At 70.4% G+C, this 18356-nt stretch carries 17 protein-coding genes; 10 read left to right on the top strand and 7 right to left on the bottom strand.

Annotation, left to right across the window (positions count from 1 at the left end; all coding sequences use genetic code 11):
* Nucleotides 1-2: 2 nt before the first annotated feature.
* The 3 genes from HDA41_RS14710 to HDA41_RS14700 all read right to left on the bottom strand — a co-directional run bounded on the left by HDA41_RS14710 (nucleotide 3) and on the right by HDA41_RS14700 (nucleotide 6213).
* The gene (locus HDA41_RS14710; RefSeq protein ID WP_184984158.1) at nucleotides 3-3155 is read right to left on the bottom strand and encodes a DEAD/DEAH box helicase; all 3153 of its coding nucleotides are present in this window, start codon (nucleotides 3153-3155) and stop codon (nucleotides 3-5) included.
* Between the two features lie 423 nt (nucleotides 3156-3578).
* Nucleotides 3579-4595, bottom strand: coding sequence for an SEC-C domain-containing protein (locus tag HDA41_RS14705; protein ID WP_184984156.1), 1017 nt, complete (start codon nucleotides 4593-4595; stop codon nucleotides 3579-3581).
* 142 nt (nucleotides 4596-4737) lie between these two features.
* Entirely contained in the window at nucleotides 4738-6213 is a 1476-nt protein-coding gene (locus HDA41_RS14700) for a glycoside hydrolase (RefSeq protein ID WP_184984154.1), read from the bottom strand.
* Nucleotides 6214-6453: 240 nt separating this feature from the next.
* Between HDA41_RS14700 and HDA41_RS14695 the strand changes: the two genes are divergently transcribed.
* The 3 genes from HDA41_RS14695 (at nucleotide 6454) to HDA41_RS14685 (ending at nucleotide 8576) form a co-directional block, all read left to right on the top strand.
* A complete protein-coding gene (locus tag HDA41_RS14695) occupies nucleotides 6454-6765 on the top strand; it encodes a DUF6412 domain-containing protein (RefSeq protein WP_184984152.1) in 312 nt (103 codons plus the stop codon).
* A gap of 96 nt (nucleotides 6766-6861) precedes the next feature.
* Nucleotides 6862-7569 carry a YidC/Oxa1 family membrane protein insertase gene (locus tag HDA41_RS14690; RefSeq protein ID WP_184984150.1) on the top strand — a complete coding sequence of 236 codons (708 nt, stop codon included), beginning with the start codon at nucleotides 6862-6864 and terminating at the stop codon, nucleotides 7567-7569.
* 149 nt (nucleotides 7570-7718) lie between these two features.
* On the top strand, nucleotides 7719-8576 hold the full coding sequence (locus HDA41_RS14685) for a fumarylacetoacetate hydrolase family protein (RefSeq protein ID WP_184984148.1): 858 nt from the start codon (nucleotides 7719-7721) through the stop codon (nucleotides 8574-8576).
* A gap of 97 nt (nucleotides 8577-8673) precedes the next feature.
* Here the strand turns inward: HDA41_RS14685 and HDA41_RS14680 are convergent, their stop codons facing one another.
* The 3 genes from HDA41_RS14680 to HDA41_RS14670 all read right to left on the bottom strand — a co-directional run bounded on the left by HDA41_RS14680 (nucleotide 8674) and on the right by HDA41_RS14670 (nucleotide 11278).
* Complete coding sequence (locus tag HDA41_RS14680) at nucleotides 8674-9540, bottom strand: LLM class F420-dependent oxidoreductase (RefSeq protein ID WP_184984146.1); 867 nt, start codon at nucleotides 9538-9540, stop codon at nucleotides 8674-8676.
* 107 nt (nucleotides 9541-9647) lie between these two features.
* Entirely contained in the window at nucleotides 9648-10181 is a 534-nt protein-coding gene (locus HDA41_RS14675) for a heme-degrading domain-containing protein (protein WP_184984144.1), read from the bottom strand.
* Nucleotides 10178-11278 (bottom strand): Gfo/Idh/MocA family protein, encoded by a 1101-nt coding sequence (locus HDA41_RS14670; protein WP_184984142.1) that lies wholly within the window; start codon nucleotides 11276-11278, stop codon nucleotides 10178-10180. Before HDA41_RS14670 ends, HDA41_RS14675 begins: the two co-directional genes overlap by 4 nt.
* Nucleotides 11279-11326: 48 nt before the next feature.
* On the opposite strand from HDA41_RS14670, the gene HDA41_RS14665 reads away from it, so the two are divergent.
* Entirely contained in the window at nucleotides 11327-12673 is a 1347-nt protein-coding gene (locus tag HDA41_RS14665) for an ROK family transcriptional regulator (RefSeq protein ID WP_184984140.1), read from the top strand.
* On the opposite strand, the gene HDA41_RS14660 is transcribed toward HDA41_RS14665, so the two are convergent.
* Nucleotides 12631-13479 (bottom strand): TetR/AcrR family transcriptional regulator, encoded by an 849-nt coding sequence (locus HDA41_RS14660; RefSeq protein WP_230299365.1) that lies wholly within the window; start codon nucleotides 13477-13479, stop codon nucleotides 12631-12633. The genes HDA41_RS14665 and HDA41_RS14660 overlap by 43 nt on opposite strands.
* 130 nt (nucleotides 13480-13609) lie before the next feature.
* Here HDA41_RS14660 and HDA41_RS14655 point away from each other — a divergent pair, with 130 nt between their 5' ends.
* The 6 genes from HDA41_RS14655 to HDA41_RS14630 all read left to right on the top strand — a co-directional run bounded on the left by HDA41_RS14655 (nucleotide 13610) and on the right by HDA41_RS14630 (nucleotide 18341).
* A complete protein-coding gene (locus tag HDA41_RS14655; RefSeq protein WP_221511517.1) occupies nucleotides 13610-13840 on the top strand; it encodes a hypothetical protein in 231 nt (76 codons plus the stop codon).
* Between the two features lie 104 nt (nucleotides 13841-13944).
* Entirely contained in the window at nucleotides 13945-14718 is a 774-nt protein-coding gene (locus HDA41_RS14650; protein WP_184984138.1) for an LPXTG cell wall anchor domain-containing protein, read from the top strand.
* Between the two features lie 137 nt (nucleotides 14719-14855).
* Entirely contained in the window at nucleotides 14856-15635 is a 780-nt protein-coding gene (locus tag HDA41_RS14645; protein WP_184984136.1) for an HAD-IIA family hydrolase, read from the top strand.
* Nucleotides 15636-15754: 119 nt separating this feature from the next.
* Entirely contained in the window at nucleotides 15755-16474 is a 720-nt protein-coding gene (locus HDA41_RS14640; protein WP_184984135.1) for a hypothetical protein, read from the top strand.
* A gap of 2 nt (nucleotides 16475-16476) precedes the next feature.
* Nucleotides 16477-17154, top strand: coding sequence for a class F sortase (locus HDA41_RS14635; RefSeq protein ID WP_184984133.1), 678 nt, complete (start codon nucleotides 16477-16479; stop codon nucleotides 17152-17154).
* A 152-nt stretch (nucleotides 17155-17306) separates the two neighbouring features.
* Entirely contained in the window at nucleotides 17307-18341 is a 1035-nt protein-coding gene (locus HDA41_RS14630; RefSeq protein WP_184984131.1) for a glycoside hydrolase family 6 protein, read from the top strand.
* Nucleotides 18342-18356 lie beyond the last annotated feature (15 nt).

Below are 18356 nucleotides of genomic sequence, written 5' to 3'. Positions count from 1 at the left end.
AACTAGCTTGCGTTGATGGCTGCGTACGACCAGACGTCAGCTGGCAGCGCATGCTCCAGACGCCACGTGATCGCCATCGGCTTGCTGCCCGTGTGGCCTTCGTAGGTGGCTGGTCCGAGAAGCATCCACGGCTGAGACTTACCGATGTCGGTGTTCTTGTACCGGCGCATGAAGAGCAGGACATGGCTGCCTCGTTGGGCGTGGTGCTGATAGCGCAGTCCTGTTGGGGAGCTTTCGGCCGTGGAGTTCTGGGACTCCCAGTGGAAGAGGGTCGGGCTCAGGGCGTAGTCCCTGTATCGGACGGTGGGGGAGAAGTCCTTCTCGTTCTTCTCCAAGGTGATCAGGAGGGCGTCTGTCTGGAGGTCCTCGACCCACTGGACGCCCTGTGCGAAGGATCGGGGCATCTGGCCGCCGAAGCGTGCTACGCCCAGGGCAGTCAGGATCTCGGAGCGGTTATAGGAACAGTGGACCTGTAGCGGGACCTGGTCGTGGTTGCCCGACAGGGGGATTGGGAAGTGGTCCGCCTGCTCGATGACGTAGGACAGGACCTGACGGAGCTCATTGCGGAAGTCTGGCTGGCTGCGGAGTGCGTCGAGGCCCTGCTGGAAGCTGGTGAATCCGCCCGCGTTGTCCCACAGGTTGAAGAACAACATCCGCGCGTAGGCCTGGTCCTTGGGAGCCAGCTCCTCGTAGGGAGGTACGTCGTCGGTGAGGAGACGGAGGTACGCGTTGGCTCGGTCAGGATCATCGACATGGAGGAAAGCGTGGACGCGCTTGAGGAGTGCCGCTTCGCCAGCCGGAGCAGCAGCTTTGATCAGGCCGGCTCGGCGGAGAACAGACGTCCAGGAGTTGTCGCTCTTGTACAGCTCTTTGATCTCCCTGCGGCTCTCCCGCAGGTAGTCCGCCAATTGCGGCGTGTCATAAGCCCTGACTTCGTTGACCAAGGTCTTGACGGTAGCGCTCAGCTGGGTGCGGATGTTGTTGAGCACCAGGTTCTTGGCCTTGCCCTCCAGGATGATCTGGCATCCGGACGGCAGGAGCGGAAAGTCGTGCTCGATGTGATCGACGAGCCGGTTCCTGGAGAGGTTCGTCAGAGCTCGGAACTGCTCTTCGAACCGGAACTCTGCCCGATGCTGTCCGATGAAGTCGAGGACTGTGAGCACGGGTTTCGTCTCAGTACGGCGTAGTCCACGACCCAATTGCTGGAGGAAGACCGTGGCGCTGTTGGTGGGGCGAAGGAGGAGGAGTGTGTCGACATCAGGAATGTCGAGACCTTCGTTGAACAAGTCCACGGAGAAGATGACTTGCAACTTCCCCTCCCGCAGGTCAGCGAGGGCTTGAGCTCGTACCGCGGCAGGTGAGTCACTGGTGAGTGCGGTTGCTTGGAAGCCTGCCTTTTGGAAGAAGTCGGCCATGAAGTGTGCATGCTTCTTGTCCACACAGAAGCCCAACGCACGCATGGCTCCGGGCTGTGAGACCTTGTCTCGGATCTGCTTAACGACGATGCGGGCACGCGCCTGGTTGCCCGTGTAGAGGTTGCCGAGTTCCTGGTCCGCGTAGGTACCCCTCTGCCAGGTGAGGTTGGTGAGGTCCGTGCCATCGGGAATGCCGAAGTAGTGGAAGGGACATAGCAGGTCGTTTTCGAGTGCCTCCCAGAGTCGCATCTCGGCGGCGATGCGGCCCCCGAAGAACTCATCCTGCACGTTGAGCCCGTCCATCCGCTCGGGAGTCGCGGTCAGGCCTAGAAGCTCCTTGGGCTTGAAGTGGTTGATGACTCGGCGATACGTGCTGGCCGTGGCGTGATGGAACTCGTCGATGACGATGATGTCGAAGTGGTCCGGAGCCAGCTCTTCAAGCCGCTTGATGTTCAGTGACTGGACGCTGGCAAAGACGTGGTCCCATGCGTGCGGGTCCTCACCGCTGTAGAGCAACTCGCCGAAAGAGGCGTCGTCCAGCACCTCGCGGTACGTACGCAGTGACTGCTTGAGAATCTCCTTGCGGTGAGCGACGAACAGCAGATTTGGCCGGCGGTTACTGAAGCTCTTGGCGAGGCTACGGTAGTCCAGGGCGGCCATGACGGTCTTGCCCGTACCGGTGGCTGCGACCAGCAGGTTGCGGTTGCGTCCGCGGAGCTCGCGCTCTACCCGCAGGCGTTCCAGCATGTCCTGCTGATAGGGGAAGGGACGTACCTCCAACCCAGATAGATTGATCTTCAAGTCAGTGGTAGAGGTGGTGCCGCTTGCCTGGGTTAGGGCTTGATCGAGGCGGTCGGCGTGGTGATCGGGGTCGTACGTCTCGAACGCGGAGTCGTTCCAGTACGCGTCGAAGGTCGCCTCGAATTTGTTGAGTACTGCCGGTGTGGCGATGGAGGACAGGCGGACATTCCACTCCAAGCCGTCGAGGAGCGCAGCTTTCGACAGGTTCGAGCTGCCGACGTATGCGGTGTCAAAGCCTGTGTGTCGTCGGAAAAGCCAAGCCTTGGCGTGCAGTCGAGTGGATCGAATCTCGTAGTTGACCTTGACGGTGGCGCCGAAGTCACGGACGAGGCGGTCGAGGGCGTTACGGTCAGTGGCGCCGATGTAGGTGGTTGTGATGACACGGATCGGCACACCTCGCTCCTTCGCGGCGCGCAACGCGTTTTCCAGGACACGAATGCCGTACCACTTCACGAACGCGCAGAGCAGGTCGATGCGGTCTGCTGTAGCGAGTTCTGCCCTCAGCTCGGAGCCAAGACTCAGGTCTTCGGGCGAGTTTGTGATGAGCGATGTCTCGGACAAGGGAGTCAGGGGGCGTAGGGCGTAGACGCCTGGAGCCTCTTGCTGAGCGAGCGCCAGAAGCTGCCGAGGACCCTCGACGATTGTCCCCGTGCATTCGGCTTTGGCTGCGCTGGGGTCGGGCGCACTGGCAGCAAGGGCCGAGAGGATGCGGTTCGCGACCGTCACGCGGTCTTCGGGTGGGAGCTCGCTCAGCCGCTGACTGACGGCTTCACCGATGTGGCGTGCCAGAACGTGGGGGGCGGACTCCGGTGTGACCTCAGCGTCGATTGCCTTCCAGCCTGCAGCCGTGAATCGCTCCAACTCATCGTGCAGGTCGTGGGTGATGAGCTTCTCGTAGACACCTGCGATCGGCTTCGACCGGCCCCTGTGTTCTGCCACGACTGCTCCCCTGATCCCTCGTGCTTCTCGTACACGATCACTCGTGACGATATGGATCTGTTCTAACAGCAATCACTGTCACTCGAAGGGCTGTCTCGAAAGGGGACGTGCGGTGCTATTGGGCCGCCCGCTTCCTGGCCAGTCTCGCGCCTCCGCACCCCGCCTCAAGGGCGCTTCACTCCGCTGCGCTGCGTTCCGCGTCGGCTGGCGCCGATGGCCCTTCGGGCCACCCCTGACCCGGGCCGCTCCAGCGCGGGAGAGAAGCGAGCGGGCGGCCCGGGGAAGCGAGGGGCCAGGGGGCGTGGCGCGGCAGTGAGTTGTTCAGGCGCTCGGCGGTGACGGACGCGTCGGCGTTTCCGGGCATGCCCGGTCGGCTCGGCGGCGGTCTGCCGGTGGTCGTTGTGCCCCGTCGCCGGGACGGAATCAGGCGGTGCTGCCGTGGCACTCGCCGTAAGCCCGCCCCGACCCACACCAGCAAGCCGCCCCCTGCTGCGGCGGCCAAGCCACAGCCCGCCCCCGCGCCGCCAGTGTCGTCGCGTACTGGGGGAGCAGCGTCGCGTCGGCCGGGGAGGAGCCCTCCGAGGCGGCGAAGGCCTCGTAGGACGGGACCGTGCCGGTGACGATGCCCAGGTTGGGGGTGCCTGAGGTGGACAGTTCTCGCAGGGCGGACTCTATGGTCGCGAGGTGGGTTTCGTGGGAGGGGTATTCCGAGGTCAGGGTCGGGTACGCCTCGAGGAGTTCTGAGAGTTCCGTTGCCGGCCAGTGGAGGATCGCCACCGGGAAGGGGCGGGAGAGGGCCTCGCGGTAGGCGCCCAGTTCCGCGCGGAGGCGGGTGATCTCCGCTTCCAGTTCCGCCGGGTTCTCCGAGCCCAGGGACCAGACCCGTTTCGGGTCGTGGAGTTCGTCCAGGGTGATCGGGAGCGAGTGGACCGTGTCCGCCAGCGCGTCCCACTCGTCGTGGGACCTGCCCAGCATGCGGCGGACCCGGTGGCGGCCGAAGAGGAGGGGGTGGGTCGGCTGCGGGGGTTGCGGGACGTCGGTCAGGAGGAGGCGTACGGCCTCCGTGAACGTGTCGTGCGCCGCTTCCAGCTCGTCGTGGGACTCCAGGGCCTCGGCGACGATCACCCAGGGGGCCGGGTCCCTCGGGGACGCCACCCGGACGCCCTCGATGATCGCCCTGGCCTCGGCCTCGTGGCCGTACTCCCAGAGGTTCGAGGCCTTGAGCGCCCGGACCAAGTGGGGGTTCTCCAGGTCGTCCGTGGAGGACAGCAGACGGTCGTAGAGGGCCGTGGCCGTGGGGCGGTCGCCGGCGAGTTCGAGGTGGGCCGCGGCGCGCAGCAGCAGGGCCTCGGCGTCCTCGGGGTACAGGCCGGCGGTCCGCTCCAGGCGTGCCGCCTCGGCGGTGTGGTCGACGATTTCGGCAGGCGTGTCGGGGCGCATGGGGGACACCGTACTGCCGGGAGGTGACGAGCGTGAGGGATGCGCAGGCCAGGCGTCTGGCCTGCGCGGGTTCCCCATGCTTGTCATGCCGGCTCTACAGTTCGTCCCGAATCGCCGCCAAGGGTGTCGGCATGCCGTCGGCCTACAGCGTCACTCCGTCGATGTGGAGCGTTTGGACCGACTTTGCCGCGAAGGGGACGCTGACGGATTTCCCGTTGAGGCGGATGTCCGAGCGGGGGGTGTAGAGGTCGCCGCCGCCCGTCGTCACCGTGTTCCAGCGGGGTACCGCGCCGTTCGTGCCGCCCGTCACCGTCGCGAAGCGGGAGAGGTCGAAGGTGAGGGTCTGGGCGGAGGTGGAGGTGTTCACCGCGACGATCACCAGGCGGCGGGAGGACGCCGAGTACGCCGCCACCGCGTAGCTCACGCCCGTGTCGAGGATCGTCATGCCGGGGCGGATGTGGCGGCTGAACTGGGCCAGTACGTAGTGCTTGGTCTGGACTGTCGTCGGCTGGAGGGTGTTCTTGTCGTAGGCGATCATCGCCCAGCCCGCCGTCGGGTCCATGACCTGCCAGTAGCACCAGGCCGTGGGGTGCAGCCAGCGGAAGTCGTAGCAGAGGTTCGACGCCATGGTCAGGCCCGTGCCGTCGCTGTCGCCCGTCTCGGAGTTCCACAGCTTCTTGCGGGACGTCGTCACCACGTCCGTGTAGAGGAGGTCGCGGCGGCCGCCGGAGCCCTGGTAGCCGTGCACGTTGACCTGGGAGACCAGGGCCTTGGTCGACGAGTTGAAGGACGCCCAGGTGGAGCGGGCCGTGTCGTAGTTCGTCTCGTCCGAGGCGGCGATGCGGATGCCCGTCAGGCCGCGCTTGTCCAACTCGCTGCGCATGTACGGCAGTACGGCCGCCTGGACCGCGGGGTCCATGTGGCAGCCCTCCTGGGTGCCGGTCGCGGTCCACCAGGTGGAGGCCGGCTCGTTGAAGGGGTCGACCGTCGCGAAGTTCACGCCCCAGTTGTTGCGGGCGTACAGGGCGGTCGCCGCCAGGTGGGAGGCGTGCTGGCGGTAGTTCCAGGTCTGGAGGTTGTTGCCGCCGCCCGCCGCGCCCGAGGGGTTGTGGTTGCTGCACATCCACCACATGGGGGAGTTGGCGAAGAGTTCCGTGATCGCGCCGCGCTGCGTCGCCTTCACCAGCATCGCGCGCTGGTTGGCGTCCGCCGACCACTTCCAGGCCGAGGAGGTGGGGTCCTCGTTGTTCCAGTCCTGCCAGAAGCCCTCGATCTGCTTGAAGGCGGGGATGTTCGGCGACTCGACCATCGTCTCGCCGCCGACGTTGTTCCAGCTGCACGCGCCGAGGTTGTAGCGGGCGATGTTCAGGCCCAGGCCCGGCAGCGATCTGCCGTTGTACGTCACCGACTTGGTGGTGAAGAAGAGGTCCGCGAAGTCGTCCCGGGCGCCGAAGACGTTGGCCCACCATGCGAGGGAGGTGCCCCAGCCTTCCCAGGTGCCGTACGTGGTCGAGGGGTTGACGGCGATCGTGGCGTCCGCGTGCGCGGTGCCTGTCGCCAGGGCGCTGCCGAGGAACGTACCGCCTGCTGCGGTCAGCAGGGTTCTGCGTCGGATCACGGCTCCTCCGTAGGGGATTCGGGGCAGACGCCGGTCCCCCCGGTCCGGCGTCGCGGGTTGGCCCGTTCATGGGCATCGAGAAGCATCGGGTGTGGCGGGTGGGTTGTCGAGAGTTGCGACGAACCTTTCTCAAACCCGTGTACGAAGTCTCGGACGCGACCGTCGGAGCGATCCTGTATAACGAACAGAGCGAAGAGAACGGGTAGTCGAGCGAACGCGCGTACAGGGGAGAGGGAGTCGATGGTCAGCGGCCGGGCGAGTCTGCGTCCCGCTCTCGTGCTGCTCTTCCTGGTCCTGGAAGTGGCGCTGCTGGACGCCGGCAGCCTCTACGCCACCGTCGCGCTCGCCGCGACCGCCGCGGCCTTTGCCGCGCTCGCGGTCTGCGCCCTCGTCGGCTCGCGCTGCGCGCCCACCGTGCCGCGAACCCGGGTGCGTACGGCCATCCGCGACCGCGACCGCCGTACGGCCTTCCTGCCCCAACGCGATCCCGACGCCCGGGGGCGCACCCGGCCCCGGGCCCCCGGCCACGCCCTCCGGGCGACCTTCGCGTAGGGCACATCCAGGCACGTTCACGTAGCCGGCCCCGCGCGGGTCGTCATGCCGCCATGTCCCACTCCCGGCACGACGAGACCCCCGGAGGGCTCACCCATGTCCGTCTTCGCCCACCTGGTCGAGGAACTCGCCGACCTCCTCCAGCCGCTGTTCGGCGCCTCGGCGGCCGCCGCCGCGATCGTCCTGTTCACCGCGCTCGTACGACTCCTCGTCCACCCCCTGTCCCGGGCCGCCGCACGCGGCCAGAAGGCCCGGACCGCGCTCCAGCCGAAGATCGCCGAGCTGCGGAAGAAGCACGGGAGGAACCCCGAGAAGCTCCAGAAGGCCGTGCTGGAGCTGCACGCCGAGGAGAAGGTGTCACCGTTGGCCGGCTGCCTGCCCGGGCTGCTCCAGGTGCCCGCGTTCTTCCTGCTCTACCACCTGTTCTCCAGCGACACGATCGGCGGGCGGGCCAATGAACTGCTCGGCCACCAGTTGTTCGCCGCGCCGCTGGGGGAGCGGTGGGTGGACGCGCTCCAGGGTGGTCTCCTCGACGGGGCGGGGCTGGTCTACGCCGGCCTGTTCGTGGTCGTCGCCGGGGTCGCGGCGTTCAGCTACCGCCTCAGCAAGCGCATGATGGCCGTGAATCCGGCACTCCCGGCCGGCGAGGAGCAGATGGCGGGGCTCGGGGCGGTGACCAAGGTGATGCCCTTCATGTCCTTCTTCACGCTCGTCACCGTGGCCGTCGTGCCGCTGGCCGCCGCGCTGTACGTCGTGACCAGTACGACGTGGAGTGTCGTCGAGCGCGCTGTGCTGTACCGGTAGCCGGTCGGGTACGTGACGGTCCAGTCCGTGAACGGGGTATTGCGGAGTGGACTGCCAGCTTGGAGGATCGACCAGTCCTCCGATGGCTGCCCCGCCGCATCCGGGTCGCAGGCCTCGGGCGGGCGCCCGCGATCGAGGGAGACGTGATCATGAAGCTGCTGCGAGTCGGTACGGCGGGGACCGAGCGGCCCGCACTGCTCGACGCCGACGGGACCCTGCGGGACCTGTCGGGCGTCGTGCCGGACATCGACGGGGCGCTGCTCGCGGACGACGCGGCGCTCGCGCGGATCCGTACCGCCGCCGACGCCGGTGAGCTGCCCGTACTGGACGCCACCGGGCTGCGGATCGGGCCGCCGCTGGGGCGGATCGGCAAGATCGTCTGCATCGGGCTGAACTACCACGACCATGCGCGTGAGACGGGTGCCGAGCCGCCCGCCGAGCCGGTCGTCTTCATGAAGGCGCCGGACACGGTGATCGGGCCGAACGACACGGTGCTCGTGCCGCGCGCGTCCCGCAAGACCGACTGGGAGGTCGAGCTGGCCGTCGTCATCGGGCGTACGGCCAGGTACCTGGGGTCCGCGGAGGAAGGACTCGCGCATGTCGCCGGGTACGCGGTGGCGCACGACGTGTCCGAGCGGGAGTTCCAGATCGAGCGGGGCGGGACCTGGGACAAGGGCAAGAACTGCGAGACGTTCAATCCGCTGGGGCCCTGGCTGGTGACGGCGGACGAGGTGCCGGACCCGCAGCGGCTGTCGCTGCGGCTGTGGGTCAACGGGGAGTTGAAGCAGGACGGGACGACGGCCGAGCAGATCTTCCCGGTGGGGGAGGTCGTGCGGTACCTCAGTCAGTTCATGACGCTGTACCCCGGAGACGTGATCAACACGGGGACGCCGGCGGGGGTGGCGCTGGGGGCGCCCGAGCCCAAGCCGTTCCTGCGGGCCGGGGATGTCGTGGAGCTGGAGATCGAAGGGCTCGGGCGGCAGCGGCAGGAGTTCAAAGACGCGTAGGCGCTCCGCTGGGTGAGCCGGGGAACTGCGGTCGGCTTTCGGCTGCGGGCCGTCCGTGGCCGGTCGCGCAGTTCCCCGCGCCCCTGGGGCGCTCCCCTTACGCCAGCGCAGAAGCCAGGTCGCGCCACGCCTTCCTCGGGAGGGCGTCGCGCGGCTCGCCGCCCAGGACCTGGAGGGCGAGGTGGTCCGCTCCCGCCTCGAAGAAGGCGTCGATCTTGGCGCGGATCGCCGTGTCGTCGCCCCAGGCGAACAGGGCGTCGACGAGGCGGTCGCTGCCGCCGTCCAGCAGGTCGTCCTCGGTGAAGCCGTGGCGGAGGAAGTTGTTGGTGTAGTTCGGCAGCGGGAGGTAGATCGCGAGGAACTCGCGGGCCAGGGCGCGGGCGCGGGCCGGGTCCGTCTCCGGGATGACGCCCAGCTCCGGGGCCAGCAGCGGAGCCTCGCCCAGGATCTCGCGGGCGTGCGCGGTGTGCTCCGGGGTGACCAGGTACGGGATCGAGCCCGCCGCCCGGTCGCGGGCCAGCCGGAGCGACTTCGGGCCCAGGGCGGCCAGGAGGCGGCGCTCCGCGGGCACTCCCGCGGCGTCCAGGCCGTCGAGGTGGCCGACGAGCGCCGAGTAGGGGCGGGAGTACTGCTCCACGCGCTTGGCGTGGCTCACTCCGAGGCCCAGCAGGAAACGCCCGGGGTGGGCCGACTCCAGGTCCCCGAAGGCCGTGGCGGCGGCGTCCGGTTCGTGCTGCCAGATGCTCTGGATGCTGGTGCCTACGGTGAGCTTCGAGGTCGCCTCGATCAGCGGGGCGGCGTTGGCGGCGGAGCTGTTGCCGCCCAGCCAGACGGCGCCGTAGCCGAGTTCCTCCAGTTCGGAGGCGGCCTCGGCGATTTCGCCGCGCCGGTCCGGGTCCTCCGAGCGCAGGCCTACGCTCCAGATGCCGTACCGGCCGACGGTTTCCTTCAGAGCGGTGGTCATCGGTGGGGGTCCCTCCGGTTGGGCGCCGTATGTGATCACGCGTACGGCAGGTGCCAACCGGAGGGACCCGGCACTAATTCCGAGCAGGCGCCGGTGATTTCGGCGCGCTAGCGGTCCTTGCCGAGGAACTCCTCCAGCGCCTCCACCACGAACCGGTGGTCCTGGAGCTGCGGCAGCCCCGACACCGTCACCGCGCCGACCACGCCGACGCCCTCGACGATGATCGGGAAGGAACCGCCGTGTGCCGCGTACGTGTCGGGGTCGAGGCGCGAGGACTCCTCGAACGTCGTGCCCTTGGCGCGGAAGCGGGCGCCCACCAGGTACGAGGCGGAGCCGTAGCGCTCGACGACCCGGCGCTTGCGGGCGATCCAGGCGTCGTTGTCGGGCGTGGAGCCGGGCAGTGCCGCGTGGAAGAGCTGCTGGCCGGCGCGGTGGACGTCGATCGCGACCGGGGCCTGTCGCTCCCGGGCCATGCCGACGAGGAGCGAGCCGAGCGCCCAGGCGTCGTCGTGGGTGAACTGGCGGAACACCAGGCGGCGTTCCTCCCTCTCCAGCTCCTCCAGGCTCGGGGCGAGCTCCGGGTGGATCTTCGGGGTGAGTTCCTGGCTGTGCGAAGGGCCGTGCGTGCTCTTGTGGGTCACAGGGTCACCGTCACCTTCTCGCGGGCCGAACGACGGGCGGCCTCCAGTACGTCCAGGGCGGCGGCCGCCTCCAGCGCGGTCACCGGGTTCGGGGCGCCCTCCAGCAGGGCTTTCGCCACGGCCGCATAGTAAGCGGGGTAGTCGCCCGGCAGGGTCGGTTCGGGTCGGCCGCCGCCCGTGACCGGGGACTCGCCGGAGCCCACGCGGCCCCACAGCGACTCGGGCTCGGCGCCCCAGCCGGGCCCGGGGCGGTGGCCTTCGCGCAGGGCAGCCTCCTGGGGGTCGAGGCCGTACTTGACGTAGCCCGCGGCGGAGCCCAGAACGCGGAAGCGGGGGCCGAGCTGGGCGGTCGTCGCGGAGACGTAGAGGTGGGAGCGGACGCCACTGGCGTGCGTGATCGCGATGAACGTGTCGTCGTCCGTCTCGGCGCCCGGGCGGCGAATGTCCGACTCCGCGTAGACGGCGGCCGCCGGGCCGAAGAGGACCAGCGCCTGGTCGACGACATGGCTGCCGAGGTCGTACAGCAGACCTCCGATCTCTGCGGGGTCGCCGGACTCCCGCCAGCCGCCCTTCGGCTTCGGACGCCAGCGCTCGAAGCGGGACTCGAAGCGCCGGACGTCGCCCAACTCGCCCTCGTCGAGCAGCTTGCGCAGGGTGAGGAAGTCGTTGTCCCAGCGGCGGTTCTGGAAGACGGACAGGAGCAGGCCGCGCTCCTCGGCCAGGGCGGCCAGCTCCCGCGCCTCGGCCGCCGTGCCCGCGACGGGCTTGTCGACCACGACCGGCAGACCGGCCTTGAGCGCGGTCGTCGCGAGCGGCACGTGCGTCTTGTTCGGGGACGCCACGACGATCAGGTCCAGCTCCCCGGCCCGTTCGAACAGCTCGTCCGGGCCGGCGGCGAGGCGCACGTCCGGGAACGCGGCGCGGGCCTGCTGCTGCCGCTCGGGGTTCGAGGTGACCACCGTGTCCAGGGCGAGGCCCTCGGTGGCGGCGATCAGCGGGGCGTGGAAGACGGAGCCGGCGAGGCCGTAGCCGACGAGGCCGACGCGGAGGGGCGAGCCGGGGGTGCCGGACGGTGTCCCGAGGGGTGTGCCAGTCATGCCCTCCACTTTGGCAACGCTGTTGCCAAAGTGCAAGCGCCGGGGACAATGGGTGGCGTGAACAGGACGAACGACCGTACGGGCGGAGTGGGCGGGGCAGGCGGAGCGGGCGGCATCGGTGCGGGACCGGCCGGGGCGAACCTGCTCGCCCTGCGCAGCCACAACACCGCGCTGGTGCTCGACCTCCTGCGCACGGCCGGGTCCGACGGCATCAGCCGGCTCGAACTCGCCGAGCGGACCGGGCTCACCCCCCAGGCGGTCAGCAAGATCACGGCCCGGCTGCGGGAGGACGGGCTCGCGGCGGAGGCGGGCCGCCGCGCGTCGACCGGGGGCAAGCCGCGCACGGTGCTGCGGCTGGTGCCCGAGGCGGGGCACGCGGTGGGGGTTCACCTGGACCGGGACGAGGTCCGGGCCGTGCTCGTGGATCTGCGCGGGACGGTGGTGGGGGAGCGGCGGGCCGCGCTGGACCTGGGGGCGGGTGCGCGGGCGGTGCTGGCGGCGGTGACGGAAGCCGTGCGGGTGACGGTGGCGGAAGCCGCGCCGGTGACGGCGCCGGATGCCGAGCGGGCAGGGGTGGCGGATGCCGAGCGGGCGACAGTGGCGGATGCCGTGCGGGCGACGGCGCCGGATGCCGAGCGGGCAGGGGTGGCGGATGCCGAGCGGGTGACGGTGGCGGATGCCGGGCCGCTGACGGTCCCGGAGGTGCTGCCCGCCGGGCCGCTCCTCGCCCCTGCCGGTTCCCTGCTCGGGGTGGGAGTGGCGCTGCCCGGGCCGCTCGACCACGTCCGGGGCGTGCTGCACCGGGTCACCGGCTTCCCCGAGTGGGACGGCTTTCCGCTGCGGGAGGCGCTGGCGGAGCGGCTCGGGGTGCCGGTCGTGGTCGACAAGGACACCAACGCGGCTGCGCTGGGCCTGGCGGCCGGGGGTGGGGGCGGCTCCTTCGCGTATCTGCACCTCGGTACGGGCCTGGGGGCCGGTCTGGTGATCGGCGGCAGTGTGCACCGGGGAGCCCGGACCGGGGCCGGGGAGTTCGGCCACCAGGTGATCCAGCTGGACGGCCCGCCGTGCACCTGCGGCGACCGCGGCTGCGTGGAGGCGCTGTGCCTCGGCGCGGTGGCGCGCGGCGATGTCGAGGAGGCGGCGCGGGTGCTGGGAGCGGGCGCGGCGAACCTGGTGGGGCTGCTCGACATCGACGTCGTCCTGCTGGGCGGCCGGACGGTGGCCGCGGCGCCGGAGGCGTTCGTGCGGGGCGTCGGGGCGGTACTTGGAACGCGGGCCCGGCGCACGGGCGAGGACGCCGTACCGGTACGTGTTGCGCCGGGGGGAGGGCGAGTCGTGGCCGTGGGGGCGGCTCAGTTGGTGCTGGGGCCGGTGTTCGGGCGGGGGGACGGCTGAGCGGCGGGTGCCGAATTGAGGGGCGTGGCGGCCGGAAGCGGCCGGGGTGTGCGGATGGCGTCCGGGAAGATCCGCCCCAGGTGGTAGTCCAGCACCGTCCGTACGTCCGCGAGTGAGCGGCGGCCGTGCAGGACGTCCAGGCCCAGCCCGACCGCTCCCGCCACCAGCAGGTCGGCCTCGTGCGCCCGGTCGATGCCCGGCGCGGTGCGCCCTGCCGCCTCGCCCACCCCGATGATGTCCGAGACGAGCCGTTCCAGCGGCTGCTCGGCGGCCAGGAAGACCTCCGCGAGCACGGGATCGGTGAGACTCCGCGCGTAGTACGCCGTGAACACGCGCAGCGCGAAGGCGCGTTGCTCGTCCAACGGCAGGAACTCGTCCAGCACCGCCCGCAGCAGCGCGCCCGGCTCCGTCATGTCGTACGGGATGCGGCCCTGCGCCAGCCGTTCGTTCTCCTCGTGCAGCAGCCGCAGCGCGTCGACCATCAGGGCGTGCTTGGAGTCGAAGTGGTACTGCACGACCCGCAGCGACACCCGCGCCTCCGCCGCGATCCTGCGCATGCTCGCCGCGTCCAGCCCCTGCTCGGCCGCGATACGCCACACCGCCTCGGCGATCCGACGCCGCTGCCGAGCGCGGACGTCTGTCGGCCGGGGCGCGGGCGGGCTGCCCGGGGCGGGCAGCGGCTGCCGCCGCCGGCGGTACGCCCGGGCCTGGCAGCTCCGGGAGCAATAGACGGGCGGGCGACCTCGGCCAGGACGGGCCGTGGGCGTGCCGCACACCGGGCACGCCCGCTTCTTTTCGTCACGCACACCTTCACGATAGCGCGCCGAAAAAGTGTGACGTAAAACGGAAACCAAGGGTCGTGCAAGGCCCATACGCGTCTGCAGATTGATACGTTCGTAACGTCAACGAAGCACCTCTCCCCGCGGAAAGGAAGGCATGAAGTACGACGTGAAGTACGACGTCCTGCAGGTCCTCGGCATGGTGATCATGGTCGTGTGCGCCCAGGCACTCATCCGGCTCCTCATCGACCACGGCGACCGGGGGCTGCTGGACGGGCTCCCCGGCGGCTTCCTCCCCGCGCTGCTGACTTACGCGGTCCTCACCGCCGCCGGTGTCCTCCTGACCGGCTGGGCCCACTCGCGTGCGAAGGCACTCCGGCGCCGCTGAGGAGCTCCGGATGTCCGCCGACCGGGCGGATCCGCACCGCCGTTCGGGGGCGTTCCCGGCAACGTCGGCTCGCGACCGGCTCCATCCGGCAATGTCACATCTCCATGCGACCCTGCACGCTCGCTCACCTCTGCCTGGCGGCGGCAGCCGCCGTCCTGCTCACCGGGGCCCATCCGGCGTACGCCGAAGACCCGGCGCCCGCCTGTGCCGCGCCCGACGACCACACCTTCCCGCTCACCACCCGCATCCACGGCGGGCCCGACGCCTACACGGCCGGGGGCGGGTTCGGGACCTGGTACCTCGATCTGACCAACACGACCGACCGGCCGTGCACCGGTATCCACCCCGTCGTCGTGCTCGTCGACGACAAGCGGGCGCTGGAGCCGTCGCAGTCCCGGCTGGAGTTCTTCGAAGGGGCGCGAGCGCACCCCGTGCGGCTCGAGAAGACCGATGAGGACGAGCTCGTCGGGGCGTTCACCGACGAGGAGGAGCGCTTCGCCGGGTTCACGGTCGGGCCGGGGAGGACCGTCACCGTGAAGGTGCGGCTCGCGGTCACCCTGGACGCCGTGCCGAACGACGTCACCGTCAACGCCGCGGTGGTGCAGCGGCACGACGACGACGGCGACTGGGTCGGGCAGTCGAACGACTACCGGTTCGGGATCGACGGCGACGGGCCGATCGACGGGGGCGAGTCGGAGGCCGACGGCGGCACCGACTCCCAGCCCGACTCCGACGCGTCCGTCCCGCCCCGCGAGGACCGCTTCCCGTTCGCCGAGCAACTCGCCCGTACGGGAACCGGCGGCCGGTTCGCCGCGGCTGCCGCGGCGGTGCTGCTCGCCGGGGGCGGGGCACTGCTGCTCGCGCGGCGGCGCCGCTGAGCCGCCGAGCCGCCGAGCCGCCGAGCCGCGAGGACCGTCCCGCCTGTCGGGACGGCGTATACAGGCCATTCCGCAAGATCCCGCCACTGTTTAGGCTGGGGCGCACGCTGGCCCGCGTACGGCAGGAGATCCCGCACATGGCAGACCGCAAGCCCATCGAGTCGTGGCTCACCGACATGGACGGTGTACTCATCCACGAGGGCGTACCGATCCCCGGCGCCGACGCCTTCCTCAAGAAGCTGCGCGAGTCCGGGAAGCCTTTCCTGGTCCTCACCAACAACTCGATGTACACCCCGCGCGACCTCCACGCCCGGCTGCGCCGCATGGGCCTGGAGGTGCCGATCGAGAGCATCTGGACCTCGGCCCTGGCCACGGCCCAGTTCCTGGACGACCAGCGGCCGGGCGGCTCGGCGTACGTCATCGGCGAGGCCGGACTGACCACCGCGCTGCACGACATCGGCTACATCCTGACCGACCACGAGCCGGACTACGTCGTCCTCGGCGAGACCCGCACGTACTCCTTCGAGGCCATGACGAAGGCGGTACGGCTCATCCTCGGCGGCGCCCGCTTCATCTGCACCAACCCCGACGAGACCGGCCCGTCCACCGAGGGCCCGCTGCCCGCGACCGGCGCGGTCGCCGCGCTGATCACCCAGGCGACCGGCAAGAAGCCGTACTTCGCGGGCAAGCCGAACCCGCTGATGATGCGGACCGGGCTGAACGCCATCGGGGCGCACTCCGAGAGCAGCGCGATGATCGGCGACCGCATGGACACGGACGTGCTGGCGGGCATGGAGGCCGGCATGCAGACGTACCTGGTGCTCACCGGCCTGACCCGGCCCGAGCAGGTCGAGGACTTCCCGTACCGGCCGTCGCAGGTCGTCGACTCGATCGCGGACCTCGTCGACCGGGTCTGAGCCCGGAGGCAGCGGGCCGGAGCTCAAACCCGTCGCCACCCGTATGGAGCAGTCGCCGCGTCCCTGAGGATGCGGTGGCCGACCGTGCGGGGGAGGCTCCAGACGTCTGGAGGTTCACGATGGGTTCCCTGAGAGTCACTGTCTGCACGAGCGTCCTGGTCGCGGCCGCCCTCACTCCGGCGGCGCACGCGGCGGACGCAGGGGGCGTCTCGGTGACCCCGGCGATCCCCGCGCCCGGCAGTGACGTCACGCTCCGCGTGACCGACTGCGCGGAGAGAACGGCCGTCGCCCGCTCGGCGGCGTTCGTCGCGGACGCGCGGCTCACCGTCACCGACGGTGAACTCGCCGGCGAGAGCCGCGTCCGCTCCACGCTCGGCGCGGGCAGGTACGCCGTGAAGGTCACCTGCGGTGAGGCCGAACGGACCGGCACGTTCACCGTCCGGGAGCGGGAACGGGAACGGGAAGGACGGCGGTCCGCGTCCGGACCCGGCGGGCAGCCCCCCGCACCGGGGATGGCCGGCCGGCCACCCGCACCCGGGACTGTCGGACAGCCACCCGCCCCCGGCACCGCTGGACAGCCGCCCGTGCCTGAAGGCGGTGGGCAGCCGTCCGCGTCCGGCGACGACGGGCAGCGGCCCGCCCCCAGGCGGCCGAGCGCGTACGCCTCACCCATCGCCCCCGTCCAAGCCGGTGGTGGCGGCGCGGCGGACCTCGTCGCCGCCGAGGACCGCGGGGCCGGTCCCGGCACCGCGCAGGGAGTGACCGGCCTGGTTCTCGCGGGAACGGCCGCGGTGGTCGTCGTGCTGGGCGGTGTCCGCCGGCGCCGCGGAACGGACTGACCATGTCCGACCAGGATCCGATCGGACAAGGCTCCTCCGGCACGGGCCGCCTGCTGGCCGGCGTCGCCTGGGTGGCGCTGCTGCTCGGCCTGTGGCTGTGGGGCCGCGAGGTGACCGACGTACGGCACGGCGTATCCGCGCCCACCACGGGCGACATGGCGGCGGCCGGACGGCCCCCGGACGTGAAACTGCCGCCCGCGCACCGCCCGTTGGGCGAGGCGCTGCCGCAGCGCGTGGACATCCCCGGGCTCGGGGTGCAGGCGCCCGTGGTGGCGCGGGGTCTGGACGCGCGCGGCGCGCTCGATCCGCCGCCGTACGACCAGCCGGGCGCGGTCGGCTGGTACGCGGGCGGCGTGGCACCCGGGGCGCCGGGGACCGCCCTGATGGTCGGTCACGTCGACACCGACACCCGGCCGGCCGTCTTCTACAAGGTCAGTGCCATGCGCCCGGGCCAGACGATCCGGGTGATCCGGGCCGACGCCAAGGTCGCCGAGTTCACCGTCGAGTCCGTCCAGGTCCTCACCCGCGACCGCTTCGACGCCCACCAGGCCTACGGCCCCCGCGAGTCGGGCCGGGCCGAACTGCGGCTGGTCACCTGCGGCGGCAGCTTCGACCGTACGACCCGCAGCTACACGGCGAACGTGGTGGTGTCGGCGTACCTGACGGGAACCGGCCTCTAGCAGCGCGCGCGGGCCCGGGCCTGGAGGTTGAGTAACGCCACGTCCCGGTACGGTGGCTTTGCGTCATCCACGCAGGTGGGTTCGGCCTCGTGGGGGTCGTGGGACGTATGCCAGGATTGAGACTTGGAACGGTGCACCCAAGGGGGAGTTGGATGTACGGCAGCAGGGGGGCCGGGGCGTTCGCCGCGAGGCGGATGTCCGCAGTGGTGCTGGGGGCGGCACTGCTGATCACAGGGTGTTCGTCGGACGGGGGGGACGGATCGGACCCGGGATCCGACACGAGCGCGAAGATCACACAGCAGCCCAAGGCGACCGTCCCGTTCTGGGTCAATCCGGACGGCACCGCGGCACAGCAGGTCGCCGCACTGGAGAAGGCCGGCAAGAAGCAGGACGCCGAGCAGATCCGCAAGATCGCCGAGCAGCCGGTCGCCGAGTGGATCGGCCCGGACAACCCGCGGGAGCAGACCCGGGGCTTCACCGAGGCCGCCGACAAGGCCGGCCGTACGGCACTGCTCGTCCTCTACAACATCCCGCATCGCGACTGCGGCCAGTACTCGCAGGGCGGCGCCGCCGACGGCAACGCCTACCGCGAGTGGCTCGACGGCGTGGCGGCGGGCATCGGCGACCGCTCCGCCACGGTCATCCTCGAACCGGACGCGCTGCTGCACCTGGTGGACGGCTGCACCCCGGAACAGTTCCACGAGGAGCGCTACGACCTCCTCAAGGGCGCCGTCAGCAAGCTCAAGTCCCTGAAGAACACGCGGGTGTACCTGGACGCGGGCAACGCCGGCTGGCAGAACCCCGACCAGATCTTCGAGCCGCTGAAGTGGGCCGGCGTCGAACAGGCCGACGGCTTCTCCGTCAACGTCTCCAACTTCTACGCCACCGACGACTCCATCGCCTACGGCAAGCAGCTCTCCGCCAAGGTCGGAGACAAGCACTTCGTCATCGACACCAGCCGCAACGGCAAGGGCCCCTACACCCAGGGCAACCCGGACGAGCGCTGGTGCAACCCGCCGGGCCGCGCCCTGGGCGAGACGCCGACGACCAGGACGGCGGACCCGCTGGTCGACGCGTACCTGTGGGTGAAGCGGCCGGGCGAGTCGGACGGCGAGTGCAAGGGCGGGCCGAAGGCGGGCCAGTGGTGGGCGGACTACGCGCTGAAGCTGGCGAAGGCCAGTTCCTGACAGACGTCCTCGCCT

The organism is Streptomyces caelestis (assembly GCF_014205255.1).
In the GTDB taxonomy this organism is placed as follows: domain Bacteria; phylum Actinomycetota; class Actinomycetes; order Streptomycetales; family Streptomycetaceae; genus Streptomyces; species Streptomyces caelestis.
The sequence above is the reverse complement of the archived record's forward strand: the minus strand, read 5'-3'. Positions and strand labels throughout refer to the sequence as shown.